The following is a 15,863-nucleotide window of genomic DNA, read 5'->3' as shown; positions in this document are numbered from 1 at the left end:
TTATCTTTGCGTAAAAGAAGACCAATCATAGTGCCAGTCGTTTACGACTCAGTTCGGATAGACTTCTAGACACTCTATGAAAACAAGTCATCTATCAACTCTAATCACATAAAACTATGAAGCAGTATTTTCTCGTAATCAATGGGGAGAAGAGCGGCCCATTTACCATCGACCAGTTGGCTACACAGCAGCTTACTCCTCAGACCCTTGTATGGACAGAGGGCATGAGCGACTGGGCACCTGCACAGCAGTTTGCCGAGCTAAGTTCACTCTTTGCACCACAAGCTCCTAGCGCTCCTACACCAGAAGCACCCCAGCCTACAGCCACACCACAGGCTCCAGCGTACAATGCAGCTCCAGCCTATGGCAATCCTCAGCCTCAGGCACCTAACACACAAGTAGCTCCTCCCAATTACCTCGTATGGAGTATCTTGGCAACGCTCTTCTGCTGTATACCAGGAGGTGTCATCGCCATCGTCTACTCTACGCAGGTCTCCTCTCGCTTCCAGCAGGGAGACTATGCAGGTGCTCTCGCATCTAGCCGTAACGCTCGCAAGTGGGTGATGATATCAGCCATCACTGCACTATCTATTTGGGTTATATACTTTATCATAATTGCTATCACGGGAGCATCTATCTTTGCTCTCAATGATTTTTGATCTCTAAAGAGAGGCTGTAGCACCACTTAAATAAAGAGAGGGAGTCCCGTCGTGGGGCTCCCTCTCGTCGCTTCTGTTCAATTTACAACTAAAACTAATCACAAAACAGCCTTGCCACACGGAGCCTCTCGGCTCTTATCGTGTATGGAGTGGAGACTGTACTCACGTATGGTCTCATCCCCGCAAGATGCTACAGTAGACGTGTAGCCCGTTTGTAGGTACTTATTGAAAGGTTAAGTAGCATGGGTCTTCACTCGGGGACACTAGTAGCGAGTCGCTACTTGCGCCTTCGGTTGTCTTGGGTGACCGCTTTCTCGAGCTCTCGGCGGGAGAAGCTCCCCGAGAAGTTGATCACCGTGTACTCGTCATCGCCAGTGACGATCATGTATAGCTCGGAGGCGTTGTCGCCCTGTAGCTGTCCGATCAAGCTGACGATCCCGTCATCGTTCTTGACATACATTAGCTGCTCCAAATCTGAGAGACGTAGCTCTGTGATAGGGGCGAAGGTACGACGTAGCTCCTGTATCGCCTTGCGGTCGGAGGAGGTGTAGATATGTATCGATGTGATGCCGTCCATGATGCCTGACATAGCGTCAGTGCCGTCTATCTTGAGGCTCGCCTTGGGTACGCTCTGGAGCATTGCTGGGGATATATATATGACGTCCACGTTTTTGATCTCCATGAGCCTAGACGTATTGATACGCGTACGGGCTGAGCCACGCTGCGCTACTGCGGGGAGTCCCATCAGGAGCAGCATCGTGAGCGTGACGATGCTCAGGCGTGAGAGATGAGTTATGTATGCTTTCATAATCTGTGTGTGTCTGTATCAGAGGTTCTATATATAAGTCGTTTGAGAGGGCAGATTGTTGCAGTCCTAGATGAAATCAATTGCCCGTCAGGGTCCACCCACCCTCTGAGACAAAGGGGATCTTCTCCATCGAACTCTGGTAAGAGTCTTGCAGGCGACCGAAGAGTTGGTCTATCTGCTCATTTTGCTCTGAGCACAGCTCTACACAGTCGCCCAGCTTGGTGAGAGCAGCGAGCGTATACTCATTGACCTGCTCCTGCGGTATGGGCTGACCATTGCGAAGCGATAGCTCCGCCTGTCGGCTATTGCGTCCCCACTGGAAGACGGAGACCCCTACACCACCGATGAGTAGTACGGCAGCCGCAGCTGCGTACTTGCGCACCCAGATCTTCCAGCGAGGGGTGGGTGCTGGCGTTGCACTCTTCGTCTGTGAGGCAGCACGCTGTAGGGTAGCCTCTAGGAGCATACGATCGGCATAGTATGGCGATCCTGGCTCCTCCTGAAGGAGTGCTAGGTAGAGGACAAACTCCTCGTCGGGCGTAGACAACCCATCGTAGTAGCGCTCTAGTAGCTGATCTATGTCGTGTGATGAATGTATCATAGTGGCTTCTGTATTCTATATATAATAAGGTATGCGGATTACGCCTCCATATCTGCAAAAAGCTTTCGTGCCTCCTTGCGCAGTCGTGAGATCATCGATCGAACGGTAACCTCTTTGAGTCCCATGCGCTGGGCGGTTTCATCGTTTGTCAGCATCATCTCTTGTCGTAGTCTCCACACCTCTTGCTGCTGCTCAGGGAGGGTAGCGACCCAGTCGTCGATACGTGCTAGCTGCTCTTGGGCTATGAGTTGCTCTTGGGGCGTCGCCGTGACTAGAGGCATCTCTAGCTCTGTGGGCTCCTCCGCATTGCGCAGACGCTGTGCTGGCGCCCGTAGTGTGTCGATGCACTTGTTGCGAGCGATGCGGATGGCGTAAGCCTTTGGCGAGGCGATCTCATCTAGATGTGCACGCTGCTCCCAGAGCTTGATCAGCACATCTTGGGTCACATCCTCAGCCTCCATCTCGTTGGATAGAAGAGCCATACAGACCTGTAGGATCGTCGGCCGTAAGGGGACGTAGGTCTGTATGAAAGTGGCTCCATCCATTGTAATCACTGTAAACTAAAAACTATTCAATGTGTAACTGCATAACGCTCGAACCAACGGTCCAGAAGAGCGTCGTACACCATTAAGACGAGTGAGTCGCCAAAATGTTGCAGCGCATAGCACAAAGATTGTAATTTCTGCCAACTCTCACAGCCTTCATAAGCTGAAGTCATAGATTCTCCACGTGAAGACGAACTCCCTCTTCACACAAGTGCGATGAAGCAGGAGCGATGAGCATGAAAATACCTTTAGGTAGGTATTGCCAAGTATAGGTGCCAAACCATACCTTTGCACAGTTAATTTGACAGATAATAAAAGCAAAACGACTATTATGAAGAAACTCTCACTACTTACACTCCTAGTACTGCTCCTATGCACTGCTTGTAACAAGCCTGCACCGAAGCCTACGCCAGACACCCCAGATAAGCCCGTCGTGCCACCTTCTAATCCTGAGAAGGAGTGGATGGTCAAGCGAATGACCATCGATGCGACTGACTACACCAAGTGGGTCTACCTAAACTTTGCTACTGGTGAGCTGGTCCAGGTGACTGACCCAGCCAATGACCTCTCGTGGGATCTCGGCCTGCACCGCTACGACTTCAAGACCAATGGTGGAGTGTCGGGCAAAGGCAAGGGCGCTGCTGTGCGCATTGCCAAGCAGAAGATCCTTACAGAGGAAATACCTACACCTAAGGATAGCCAGTGGGAGCTAGATCGTGAGGGGCTACTCCTGATGCAGTTTGAAGATGATGGTCTTGGCTCCCATAGGACTAAGTATGAGATGCAGCAGGCTAACTTCCTCCTCTCCTCGGAGTGTGACGGCAGGGGAGGCTTTCTCAACAAGGGGATCATCACGCAAGAGGGTATGCCACCTCAAGTCTATATAGACAACGCTATCTTCCTTATTCGGACAGCTTCGGGAGAAATCGTTCGTCTACGCGTCTTAGACTATCAGAACAACAAGAAGCAGCGTGGCTATATCACGATCCAGTACGCCATGCTGGTAGACAAGAAATAGCGAGGCAACTATGCCACATGCTATACAAACATCAAAACGCGATCAATCAATGAATCAACAATTACCACTGCTCCTAAAGCTCTTTGGCGTAGCCATATCCTTGTGGCTATTCACCCTCCCAGTGGGTGCCCAAGAGTTGATATTTATGGAGGTTAACGTCGACACTTCTGTGGATCATGCACAGCTACTGCCTGCTGACCAAAAGGGTACCGTCTCATGGTCTGCTGCAACTAAGACGCTTACGCTACGGGATGTCCAGATCAACACCGTCTCGAGGATACTCACAGGCTGGATGCCTGACGAGACAACCATACAGGTAGAGGGCACCAACCAGCTCGTATGCACGGGCTCTGATGATGCTATATCGATGCGCTCGTCCGTCCGGATCACTGGGCCAGGCTCTCTCAGCATTACCTCTGAGCAGGCTTATGCCTATGCTTGTCGATCTGGGGCTAGCCTGACTATTGCCGATGGAGTCTCCGTTACAGCCATCGGGCTCAATGGCGGACTCGTGGGCGACTTCGTCTCTTCTCACCTTTTGATCGACAAAGCTTATGTCACCGCCTCAACGCTAAACGATCAGGGCATGGTCTCCATAGGATACTTCAAGGAGCTAACCCTCGAGGGGTGTTCTATCACCTCCCCCAGCGGTGCTAAGGTGGCAGAGCTCAACGATGTAATGTCCATCACTCTCGACGGCAAGGAGGAGTATGCGGGCAAAGTAATCATCGCCCCCCAGCAGAGCTATCACAAGGTGACCATAGCTCAGGCCGAGCATGGTCGCATCGTAGCTCCCGAGGGCGTAGACCTGACGCACCTCCTCGCAGGTAGTGCTGTGACCTTTACCGCAGAGCCTGAGGAGGGGTATGCCCTGACCAAGCTTATGGCAGGCACAGAAGACATCACAAACACCCGCACACTCATCGTCAAGGCTGATGTCACCGTCACGCCAACCTTTAGCCCAGTCAAGAGCTATCGTGTATCGCTTCAGAAGCCTGAGCACGGTACCCTTACAGTAAAGGAGCAAGAGTATGACCTCACAAAAGTCCCCGAAGGGGCTATCCTACACTTCATCTGTACCCCCGATGAGGGCTACGAGCTAGAGCATCTAATGGCTGGCGACAAAGATATTACGGCTGAGAAGTATATCTCCGTAGCGAGTGATGTAGAGATCAGAGCCTCCTACAAGCTTATCCCAGTGGACACCTACAAGGTGACAATCGTTAAGCTGGGCAAGGGCAAGGTAGAGGCCGACTGCTCCGACCCCAATGCGGTGCCAGACGGCACCAAAGTTCAGCTCACCTGCACTCCCGATGAGGGCTATGAGCTTAAGTACCTTAGAGCTAACGGTGAGGACATCCTAGAGGACCGATACTTCTTCATAGAGGGTGACAACGTCCGTGTTGAGGCGACCTTCACTAGAGTGGGTAATAGTAATGCAGTCAGTAGCCCAGTAGGAGAGACTTGCTACACCGTAGAGGTTTCTTCAGATCACCTGACCATCACTGGAGCATCTGCTGGCACTCCTATTACACTGTACACACGGCTCGGCGAGACTATCTTCACTACCGTGGCTACGGGAGCTAGCACGGAGCAGATAGACCTTACGTATACTCTCTCTGGTCTCTACCTCCTTACAATCGGTGAGACGACACTCAAACTATCTCTTTAGACAAAGACTACTCAATATGAAAGCACTACACAGGACTCTCTGCCTCCTCTACCTACTATTAGGTAGTTCCATACTTTTATCCGCTCAGATGCTGGAAAACAATCTGAAGGCTCTCAGCGATTTCTATCATGTACCCGACCAAGCCTCCTATCGTCTTTCTAAGGTGATCGGCGTCTTTGGTAATGAGGGTATTGAGTTTGAATACAATGCCCACAACGACATCACTCGCTGTAGCTACTTCGAGACGGATACGATAACGGGACAACGAAACTCAGGGCTATACATAGACTATCTATACAACGACAAGCACCAGTGCATCGAGCAGGTGGAGTATGGAGAGCGTAAAGGCTTTGACGACCTTGTCGTCGCCAGGCGTTACTGCTATACATACAACGACCAGGGGCAGATGACCCTCTTCGTGCGCTGGAACAACCTCAACACCAACCCCCAGGACACCGCCCTCGTGGAGGACTACAAGCTCAATATCGAATATAGTGCCGAGGGACTCCCGAGCAAAGCTACGATCCACTTTCTGGACCCTAATGCCTTTGAGTGGTCCGAAGGCTTTACCACTACGCTCGAATACAACAAGAGGGGGCAGCTCTACAAGCGCACAGCGGTGAATGCAGACGGAAGCCCCTTTGAGTCTGAGGAGATAACCTTTGACGCAGATGGGAGGTACATGCTAGGGCTCTCCTATCTCAAGGCGGGGAGTGATCTCGTTGAGACGGTTTTTGACTATGACGACAATGGCAATCTAGCAACCTTGGGAGGTGGCGGGTTTATCTATCAGTTTACATTTACGACGGGACAACCGGCCGCTAAGACTTACTATCCTCTCCCCACGTTGGCACGTCTTTTCCTCTATGGATTTAAGAACTATAATCTAGAGGCTCTCTCCTATCCGCTACTGTACAATGGCTCCAAAGATGCCGTGGCAACCGATGTGAGCAATGGCGGAACATTCGTCTATGAGTCCAATAAGCCACTCGCCCTAGAGCCCCTAGCTACACCCTCTCAGAGTCATCTGGTCTGTGACGATATGAACTGGACGATTACCAATGCGACGACCACTGTGGCTCTCTATGACTTACAGGGACAATGCCTTCAGGTCGTAGAGCCCATCGAGGGCGTGGCCACTATCAGTACAGCTACACTCCCCGCTGGCTCTTACCTAATCAAGGTTGGTAGCCAGACCTTCAAGGTCGTTCGCTAGGAGCCACTCTAGCCAGCAACCTTAGGTATACGACTCGCTCATCTCGTGCGCACTTGCATACGGGATGAGCGAGTCGTGTGCTCTATGGGGTGCGTTATACGTAAGATGTGCGAAGTTGGGGAGCTGAATGACAATTTGTACATTTGTAGCCAGACTCAATGAAGAAAGAAAAGTAGTACGATCCTTATGAAAAACAGATTCCACCTAGATAGCAACTTCTCATGGTTTTGCTCCTTTATTGCCGCTTGGGTGCTGATGGTCTCCTCTCTAGGAGAAGCCTCTAGTGAGCTTCATGCGCAGATGGCAAAGAGTCTAGCACTCTCGGTCACATTCCTATTGATCGTGCTGGTCGCCTGGGTGTGTCGCCAGCTCAATCGTGGAGACTACCCAATCATAGGTATCAAAAAGCTCCTCATAGTCTTAGGCACTAGCTATATACTCCCTCTGTTTAGCCTCTTATTCTGGTTAGATAGATATTGGATCTACGCCTTTGCGCTGCAGCTACTGCTCATAGTCTCTCTCTGGGTCGGGGAAGTTAGTAAGCCTCAAAAGAGCTAGACGACCTTACGCTTATTGAGTTAGCTACTCATCTCATCGCATAGGCTCAATCTCACAACACCCGGAGACGTAGTAGCCAAAAGCCGGATCACAGCAAGACCACCAAACAAAATAGGGACGGACACAAGGTCCGTCCCTATTTGGTTAGTGCTTTGTGCGTCTAGAGAGACGACTAGAAGGCGGTCCAGCCTTGTAGCCAGTTGCCCTTGCTAGCGGGGAAGGCGCCGACCTGAGCTCCTGTGAAGTCGGCTGGAGTGCCGAAAGGAGCCTTCATGCCGAAGGTAGCTGCGGAGTCTTTATTGATCACCTCGATGATGCCTGTGGTAGGCTTGGTGGAGCCGTTCTTGATATCAAAGGCAGTATCAAAACCGTGGAAGGAGCTACCCTCGATCTTGCTATGCTCCATCTTGTCGGCATCAGAATCGAGGACGAAGCCCTTAGGATAACCAGTGAGGATGCAGTCCTTGAGCGTTATCTGACCACCACGACGTACACGAGCTGCGTACTTGTAGGCATCGCCCTGGAAGTTGTTGTGGACGTTGGCTACACGGGTAGATGCACCGATGATAGAGACGTTGGTCAGTGTGGGGTGCGTCTTAGGGATGAGTGAGAAGGTCTCGTCCTGAGCCTTAGCATTGTTGTCTAGCTCGATGCCGTTGCTGTCAGACTTACCCTTGCTGTCGGAGTGTGTCGAGGCGGGGTTGGCAATAGCGACACCGTAAGTGATGCTGCCGGTGAAGCCGTTGTCAAAGTCAAAGTTGTCATCGTCGCAAGCGTAGGAGACGAGGTGGGTAGCATTGACGCAACCACCGAAGAACTCGAAGCTGTCGTCTAGCCCCCAGCTGACCTGGATATGGTCTAGCGTGGTGCCACGACCTACGCCGCCGCAGGTGAGTCCATTGATCTCGTTGCTGTCGCCTAGGATGAAGCCAGCGTACTCGATGCGTACGTAGCGCAGTACACCGCTATTGTCCTCGTCATTGTCGCCACCATAGCGGTACTCCTCGACACCTTGGTTGAGACCCTCGATAAACTGAGCGTCGGTTGGGGTATTGACCTTAGCCTTACCCAGTATGATGACACCGCCGAAGTCGCCAGGAGCGGGACGGCCAGCGTTGTTGTCGACAGCTTTGGAAGAGGTGAAGACGATAGGCTTCTGTGCGGTACCCTCGGCCATAATCTTAGCACCACGGGTTATGACGAGTACGCCCGTAGCACCTGATGGTGTGGGCTCCTCGATGATGGTGGTGCCCGCGTCGATGGTGAGCGTCTCATTGGCTGGTACGGTGACGATGCCCTTGAGTGCGTAGACTTTGTCGGCTGTCCAGTGATTGTTCTTGCCATTGATGCGTCCCTCGACGACTACGAGCTCCTTGCCACCGATGGTGCGACCAGTGACTTTGTTGTTGTCGCCTCCACCATTAGGCTCATTGCCTGTTTCGTCGCATGAGGTAAGTAGTGCCAGGCTCATGAGGGTAGCCATCACGAGGCTTAGTAAACGGATTGTCTTGTTCATGATATTATGATAGATAATTAAAGTGTTGGTATCTCTGATTCTTTAGAAAGTCCAGCTAACGGAGGCACTCAGCGAGAGGCCATCGCGGTACTGGTAGACGACGTTGTCGTGCCCTGGCTCGTAGTCGCTAGAGGTGCCATGTCTCATGGTGTCTAGGATCTGATTATTGTCAGCGGCACGCTCGAAGTCGTCCACATGGTTGGTGTAGATGATATGCTTAGCGTTGAGTAGGTTAGAGCCATTGACCTTGATGGTCACGCCATACTTGGGGAAGGTGTAGGAGAGCTGTGCATCGAGCTGACTGAAGGGTGCCTCGTACTCCTGCTCGTAGGCTTGGTTCGTGTTGAGAACGAGCTTGCGTCCAGAGCGATTCATGGTAAGATTGGCCCCAAAGGTGTCACTCTCGTAGGAGAGTCCCACATTGTACATATAGGGCACCTGACTGTACATCGGTCGGCGCTGCGTGACAGGTACCCAGCGCAGTATGCCGCTCTCGTCGGCACGTGAGACCATACCGGTGACGATGCTCTGGGTGAAGGTCGCATTGGCATTGAGGTAAAGATGCTCGAGCCAAGAACCTAGAGGTATGAAGCCGAAGTTCTTACGTAGCTCTAGCTCGACACCGTAGCTGTGCGCTTTGTCGCTATTCATCAGCATGTAGAAGCGGGCAAAGGAAGCGGTCTTCTGAGCGATGCGCTCGATAGGTTTGTCTAGGTAACGGTAGAAGCCACCGATGGAGATCACCTCGCCAGCGCCGGGGTACCACTCGACACGGAGGTCAGCACCGTCTACGGTCGTCGATATGACGCTCTGGTTGAAGATCTCCCCACCGAGGAAGGGATCGTAGAAGCGGTAAGCTGTGCGCTCCATAAACTGCGGGCGTACCGTGTTGCGGCTGTAACTTAGTCGTACGTTGAGGTCTTTGATGGGTGTGATCGTGAGATTGATCGAAGGCATAATAGCCACAGGCTTCTCTTTGCGATCCTGCTCGACAATGTTTAGCTCACCCATCGACATGGAGGGGTTGCTCAGTTCTTGGTAGAGGTAGTGCTCGACACGCAGCCCCCAGACGAGGCGCAGTAGCTCGCTGTATCGGTCATCGAGCATGGCGTAGAGCGCATTCTGGATAACCCGCCCGTGGTACATACGCCCGTCACCCTGGAGTCGCTTGAGGTCCCAGGCGAAGCCCCCGTCGCGCATGTTCTCCTCCTTGATGAGGTCAGCAATCGTGCTGGTGGTGAAGTCAAAGCCACGTGTGTTGAAGAGGTGCATCGAGAGCTCCCAAAACTCAAAGCGGTTCTCCTTGAAGGCACCATCGTACCCCGCCTTGAACTTGTGCGACCAGTCATTGCCAAAGAGGTCGAAAGGTAGCTCCACATTGACCTGTCCGTTGAAGTCTCGCTCGTGGTTGAGGTACCAAGCACGGGTCAGCGGGAAGAGTGTCCCCGACTGCACGCCTACCTGATTGTAGAAGTGACGCGCTCCAGCCTCGTCTAGCCGGCTCACCTGCTGTGTGAAGGCGGCGTCCTTCTGATTGCGCTGTACGTAGGTGTGTGCTAGTGCCCAGTCGAGACGGAGTGACTCGCCTAGCTGATGCTTACCGCTGAGCTTGTTTTGTAAGAGGTCTTGGAAGGTTGGGTAGTTGACCTGCTGTCGGTAAGGATTGCTCTCGGGGTTGGGGTCTTCGTCACTCAGACCGGTTAGCTCTGAGAGGTCGTTGTCATACTTATGGGTGTAGGTGTTGCGCAGGCTGAGGCGATTAGTGCCCCGCTGCCAACCGATGTTGAGGACGCCGGCAAGGGTCGTGTTGTACTTGTAGTTGGCACCACTATTGCGGATGCCGGTATCGACAAAGCTCTCCTGTACCTTATTATATTGCTTGGCATTCATCCACTCGCCACGCTCTATGTGGTCGATGATGGTCTGCTGCTGTGTGTTGCGATAGGTGAGTGAGGCGATCAGACCGAGCCGATGGTTGCCGCTCTTGTTGAGATCCCAGCTCTTACCGAGAGAGACTTGGTAGTTTTGCGAGAGCGGGGTCTTGCCCTCGTGGATGGTAAAGTTGTCTGTGGTCAGTCGCTTGCTCTGCTCGAAGAGCTCAGGGACGGGGTTGTACGGGTCGAAAGGTATTTCGTGCAGTCCCTCTGGAAGCGTGCGCCGACCGTCGTCATAGCCTAGCCAGTCCCAGCCACCTCTGATGCGGTACTTCTGCGTCTGGAAGGTGCTGAGCGAGTTGTAGCTGGTGCCGGCGCTGATGGAGATAAAGTCCTTCGTCGGTATGTCTCTCGTGGTGATCTGGATAAGTCCGCCCGAGAAGTTGCCACTGACATCAGGCGTAGCGGTCTTGAGGACCGTCACATTGTCTATGAGCGAGGTGGGGATCAGGTCAAAGCCGAAGGCCTTAGCGTTGCTCTCCGTACTGGGTAGTGGGATGCCATCGAGCGAAGCTTCGTTCCAGCGCTCGCCCATACCCCGCACCGCAACATACTTATTGCTCATCGTGGTGACGCCCGTGACACGCTTGAGTGCCTCGCCGAGGTTCTTGTCGGCCGTCTTACCGATCATCTCGCTCGATACGACCGTGGAGAGTTGAGGCATGCTCTGCTGTATCTTCATCGCACCCGCCGTATTGCTCGTTTTGTAGGAGCCGGTCACGACGACGGTGCCGAGGACATTGTCTGCTATGGCGAGATCTACTGAGAGACTGGTCTCTTTGCCAGCGGTAATGTGTACCTCCTTGATCTGCTTGGTAGCATAGCCCACGTAAGCGATCTCTACGGTATAGGTGCCAGGGGCAAGCTGTAGGGAGTAGTTGCCATCGAGGTCAGTGACCTGTCCGCCACCCGTCTCTATGATGCGCACAGTGGCTCCGATGAGCCCCTCGCCGTGCTCGTCGACGATGCGCCCCGTGAGGGTGCCTAGTCGTAGGTCTGCCCCGCTGTGAGGGATGGGCTGTCCGTGTGGCTGAGCCATCAGTGCAGTGCCAGCGATGAAGAGTGTCAAAAGGGCGAGTGTGTAGAAAAGCGCCTTGTGTAGCATACGAAATGTGTCCTGTTTCAAATCTTACGCTGCAAAGGTAGCGCGGCGATGTTATCATACGGTTACTCGTTTGTTTCGTTTCGCTGACAAGGAGACAGTTCACTGGCTAGTTGCAATAATTTAGAGTCGGCTACATATCGATACGGTGCTGTGTCGGGGAAAACTGATTTCCACGTGGGAAATCTCAATTCCCCACGTGGATGTTTTTTATTTTCCACGTGGGGGCGAATCATTTCTTCCGAAGTTTCATTTCATTCTTCCGAAGTTTCATTTCATTCCTCCGAAGAGTTTTTTCTTCCCCACCTGGGAAATAAAAAATCCCCACGTGGGGATCACTTTTCCCCGACACAATCCCGTATCGATCTGTAGTCGGCTCTAAATTATTGTAACGAGCGAGGGGGCGCTGCCTGCAAACATGCAGGCGGCACCCCCTCGGGTCGTTTGTTGGTCACGGCAAAGCCACGCTCTTGGGCGGCTCAGCCGTGACGGTCGGTACGGTTAGCGGGCTGAGCGATAGAAGCCCTCCACGGTGTACTTCTTGTAGTCAGTCTCACGCTCATTCTGAACTGGACGAACGGGCAGTGCAGATGCTGGAGCGTTTGGATAGAAGGCTGAGGTGTTGAACTCTTGCTCCCATCTGTTATTTACATACTTCATCAAGAATGCTCCGTTATTGAAAACTGCATCATTTCCCTGACTTCCGATATCTGTCGTCGCTGTGTGTAGGTGTACTAACCCATTATTAACATACTCTGCAGACAGTCCAGTCGCTTTAAAAAATCCATTGTTGATAAAGTACATGCTGTTTAGCTCAGAGAAGCGTCCCATCTCCAGCATTCCTACAGAAGGCACCTTCCAGCCGTAAGGGCTAGGATCAAATGGCGTCTTCTTCGTACGTAGGGCTATCTGGTCTCGAGAGAGCCTATCGTGACGGGTATATATTGCTTCACCTTGCCACAAGAGAGTCCCGACCTTACGACCTTTGTTTGGGCCAGCAGTCTCAAGTATATACTCCTCATTGCGGTCATGCCCTGCAATCTTATACGGATAGCGTATCAGCTGCTTCATTGTGTACAGCTTATTGTAGTCGGCTACAGCATTTCCATAAACTCTTGGTTTTTGCCCCTTCATAATCCCTGACTTAAAGGTCTGAGAGCCTAGATAAATTCTTTCCTTAGGTATCTTTGAGGTAATGTCATTTCCGCTAATATCATCCATATAGAATGGATCCTTACGGCCGAACTGATAGAAGAGGCCAACGTAGTTCAAGTTTGTTTCTCCTGGGAATAGACCATGACCTGCATATAGCGCACCTAAGTTCCTATTCATAAAGATACCACGAGAGTATGAGGAGAGCTGTTCCCAAGGATACTCCGTGACCACCCAAATATGCCAGCTCCATAAGAACTCATTTGGAGTGTTTGGTCGGCGTACTCCTACGACAGCATTTCCTTCGTCACCCTTGTTTTTGGCATCCAAAGCGACCAAGAGGTAATTCTTGCCACCTACAACTACTGTCTTGAGGACTGATATTCCTGTTTTGTAAGTAGGATTGACGCTGTTGGTAGCACCGATGGTGCTCCATATTACAGCAGCCTCTACATTATGATCTCCATCTTCTAGTCGGGGTAGTGCCGCATAGCCATCTTGTGCATATGCTTCATAGTCGGCTTTGCTGATGGTCATGGTTCCAGTAAGACCAATCCTTGACTCAGCAATTTCATTACACTCCTCTTCGTACTGCTTATACCATTCAGCGGCAGTGTTGATGCGAGAGAGAGGAATCAAGATAGGTACCTGCTGATCAGCCTTCATGATGTAGCAGTTTGCCTCAGGCTGGACGATACCTGCAGTTAGGTTGATTTTGAAGGTCTTGGGCTTAAAGTGCTTTTCGGGGTCTGTTGGAGCAATCGTAAAGGTTACGACAGCTGCCGAGAGGCCTCCCGTAGTGGTGCTCTTACCCTTATAGGTCTCACCATGTATCCAGTCAAAAGGCTGGAAAGGAATCTTCTCACCAGTGATCATACCACCAGACTCGCGAAGGGTCATTTCGGGCACCCAGTCATGTACGACTTTCGTTTTGTCAGTCATTGCGGAGTTTTCATCTGGTTCGATAGACTCGATAGTCAGCTTGTAAGGAGCATTGGCCTTGATGAAGAATTGCGCTGGAACGTTGATGAGGACATAGTTCTCCGTGCTGTTCAGCATGTTGACCGTAAAGGATTTGTCTCTATATGGTATAGCGTTGTAGTTCATATAGGAGACGGCAAGGTCGGCATAGGCTTCAGCACCACTCTTAGTAATTCTAAAGCGAGAAGACTCAATGATGTTGAGGTCTTCTGAAGTAGTTGTTCCAGACATCATCTCAACCCGATAAAGAGCCTTGCCTGGCTCTTTGCCATTGTCTAGTCTAGTCCAAGTGTACTTCTCAGGAGTGGTCAGAGGCTGGCGCTCTAGATTAGCACCCGGAGTGTATCGTACAGCTACTAGCTTAGCATTGTCAGCCCCCTCCTTAAGCTCTAGGAAGCTAATGGGTTCGGCAGAGAGCTTACCCGTCGTCTTGTCCTGCTCGTAGATCTTGATGTCTAGCTCGATCTTGTCGGACTGGGTGACCTTGAGAGGCCACTTGATACGACCGGCTTGGACGAAGAGCTTCTTATAGGGTATCTCACGGGCCTTGCCAGTGTCGTTGCCGAGGACGTTGAGGATGCTCGTCATGTCCACGTCTCTCTCAAAGGCTTTACCATCGGAGGTGAAGTAGACCCACTGATTGTTGGTCTCAGCTTCGCCTTGGCTCGTAGCCCATACCTTGCCAGTCTCGTCGACGATCTTGTAACCGTCAGGCCAGTTGGTGCGGATCTTGTAGTTCTCACTGGTGGCATCCTTGCCGAAGTGGAACTTATCCTTGGAGACGGAGAGGTAGTACTGTCCGTCGTACATGATTTTGTCGATCTTAGCCTCGTCCCATACGACGACGTCGTAAGCGAGGTTGACCGGCTCGGTCTTCAGCGCCTCCCCGGGGGTGTCCGTACCAGGGCCTTTTACATCGGTGATGTTGAAGCGGTAGCGGTGGTTACGCAGTACGTCTAGCTGCTTGGTGATAACGTCTCGTGGAGACTTGGTCTCACGTGTGATGAAGTCAACACGGTAGTAGGTCACCTTGGGGCTACCGTCATAGTATCCGCCGATGACGAGGCAGGTGCGATGGTCATTGTCCTTGGTCTTGTTAGCGATCTCAGGGACATAAATGTTGCGTACGTAGCTATCGACACCAGCGCCTGCCGTAAACTCGAGAGGCTTAGTGTCATCTGCAGCGGTCATCGTAGCTGGCGTGTGAGGCAATGGGTCACGTGTGTTGTTGCCGTCCATACGGAAGGTGAGTGCCTGCGTACCGGTCACGTACATGGACTGTGCGTAGCGGTAGACATTTACGGACTTAATCTTGAACTTAGCCCCACCATTAGCGGTTTCGTCGGCGGGCTTGGTCTCGTCAAAGTTGATACCTACGTCGATACGTGCTAGGGCACGGACGAGGTGGATGACGCCATTAGCGTTGGTGGCAGTGCAATCGTTGAACTTAGTGGCGCGGCTGACGGGTTGCGCATCGCTCTCACCCCACATAGGGATGAGCTCCGTGCCGTCGGTCTTCCAGCCAGCTGTCGTGAACTGATTGACCATGCGTGTATCCTCAAGGATGGCTTGCTTAGTCGCCCCCTCGACGAGGTCTGAAGTTTCGAACTTATGATTGGCAATACAGACGACGCGCATCTTCTTTGCAGTAGCCGTGAGTGCGCAGCGTAGTAGCGTGGTACCATCGCCCTGTGGGGAGGTGCTCTTGACTGTAGCCTTGTAGGCGAAAGTCTCGGCCGACTCGGGGAGAGTTTGACCACTACCGTCTTGTGTGTTGAAGACGAGGACCGTGATATTATCAACCTGCTTCTCCTGGTCTTCGCTAAGCTGGCGCAGGGATGTCTCGAGAGCTGGCACCTGTAGTGCGAACTCGAGCTCGACCTCCTCACCCTCGGTGATGCAGTCGCTCACGTTGCGGTCGGCGACGCACCCTGCGGTGAGCAGAGCGAGTAGCAAGCCGCTGATGAGATGAATGGTGTATTTAGTCAGACGTGTCATATAGTTATTGTGTTTTCTTGCGAATTGGCTGTTGGTCGTGTAACCCTTTGCTTTCTAAGTTCATATGCAAGTAAAAAGCGAAGTTTTTTCTCGTTTCGGAAGC

General features: G+C 52.1%; 11 protein-coding genes. 5 read left to right on the top strand and 6 right to left on the bottom strand.

What is annotated here, in order from left to right:
• Window positions 1–116: 116 nt before the first annotated feature.
• A complete protein-coding gene (locus RDM37_RS01015) occupies window positions 117–659 on the top strand; it encodes a CD225/dispanin family protein (RefSeq protein WP_308554407.1) in 543 nt (180 codons plus the stop codon).
• Window positions 660–936: 277 nt separating this feature from the next.
• Here RDM37_RS01015 and RDM37_RS01010 read toward each other — a convergent pair whose 3' ends face one another.
• From RDM37_RS01010 to RDM37_RS01000, 3 genes are all read right to left on the bottom strand, one after another.
• Window positions 937–1,467, bottom strand: coding sequence for a DUF4252 domain-containing protein (locus tag RDM37_RS01010; protein WP_308554405.1), 531 nt, complete (start codon window positions 1,465–1,467; stop codon window positions 937–939).
• A 76-nt stretch (window positions 1,468–1,543) separates the two neighbouring features.
• On the bottom strand, window positions 1,544–2,068 hold the full coding sequence (locus RDM37_RS01005; protein WP_308554403.1) for a hypothetical protein: 525 nt from the start codon (window positions 2,066–2,068) through the stop codon (window positions 1,544–1,546).
• Between the two features lie 38 nt (window positions 2,069–2,106).
• Window positions 2,107–2,613, bottom strand: a complete 507-nt coding sequence (locus RDM37_RS01000; protein WP_308554401.1) for a sigma-70 family RNA polymerase sigma factor — start codon at window positions 2,611–2,613, stop codon at window positions 2,107–2,109.
• A gap of 331 nt (window positions 2,614–2,944) precedes the next feature.
• On the opposite strand from RDM37_RS01000, the gene RDM37_RS00995 reads away from it, so the two are divergent.
• From RDM37_RS00995 to RDM37_RS00980, 4 genes are all read left to right on the top strand, one after another.
• Window positions 2,945–3,631, top strand: coding sequence for an HmuY family protein (locus tag RDM37_RS00995; protein ID WP_308554399.1), 687 nt, complete (start codon window positions 2,945–2,947; stop codon window positions 3,629–3,631).
• A gap of 49 nt (window positions 3,632–3,680) precedes the next feature.
• The gene (locus RDM37_RS00990) at window positions 3,681–5,303 is read left to right on the top strand and encodes a hypothetical protein (RefSeq protein WP_308554397.1); all 1,623 of its coding nucleotides are present in this window, start codon (window positions 3,681–3,683) and stop codon (window positions 5,301–5,303) included.
• A 16-nt stretch (window positions 5,304–5,319) separates the two neighbouring features.
• A complete protein-coding gene (locus RDM37_RS00985; RefSeq protein WP_308554395.1) occupies window positions 5,320–6,519 on the top strand; it encodes a T9SS type A sorting domain-containing protein in 1,200 nt (399 codons plus the stop codon).
• Between the two features lie 186 nt (window positions 6,520–6,705).
• Window positions 6,706–7,077 (top strand): hypothetical protein, encoded by a 372-nt coding sequence (locus tag RDM37_RS00980; protein WP_308554393.1) that lies wholly within the window; start codon window positions 6,706–6,708, stop codon window positions 7,075–7,077.
• Between the two features lie 172 nt (window positions 7,078–7,249).
• Here RDM37_RS00980 and RDM37_RS00975 read toward each other — a convergent pair whose 3' ends face one another.
• From RDM37_RS00975 to RDM37_RS00965, 3 genes are all read right to left on the bottom strand, one after another.
• Window positions 7,250–8,593, bottom strand: coding sequence for a hypothetical protein (locus tag RDM37_RS00975; RefSeq protein WP_308554391.1), 1,344 nt, complete (start codon window positions 8,591–8,593; stop codon window positions 7,250–7,252).
• Between the two features lie 42 nt (window positions 8,594–8,635).
• Window positions 8,636–11,653 carry a TonB-dependent receptor domain-containing protein gene (locus tag RDM37_RS00970; RefSeq protein ID WP_308554389.1) on the bottom strand — a complete coding sequence of 1,006 codons (3,018 nt, stop codon included), beginning with the start codon at window positions 11,651–11,653 and terminating at the stop codon, window positions 8,636–8,638.
• Between the two features lie 477 nt (window positions 11,654–12,130).
• Window positions 12,131–15,760: a fimbrial protein gene (locus tag RDM37_RS00965; RefSeq protein ID WP_308554387.1), complete on the bottom strand. Its 3,630-nt coding sequence runs from the start codon at window positions 15,758–15,760 to the stop codon at window positions 12,131–12,133.
• Between the last annotated feature and the right edge of the window lie 103 nt (window positions 15,761–15,863).

Origin of the sequence: uncultured Porphyromonas sp., from assembly GCF_902489635.1 — a bacterium.
Classification (GTDB): domain Bacteria; phylum Bacteroidota; class Bacteroidia; order Bacteroidales; family Porphyromonadaceae; genus Porphyromonas.
Note: the sequence above shows the minus strand (reverse complement) of the source record. Positions and strands in the feature narration are given on the sequence as shown.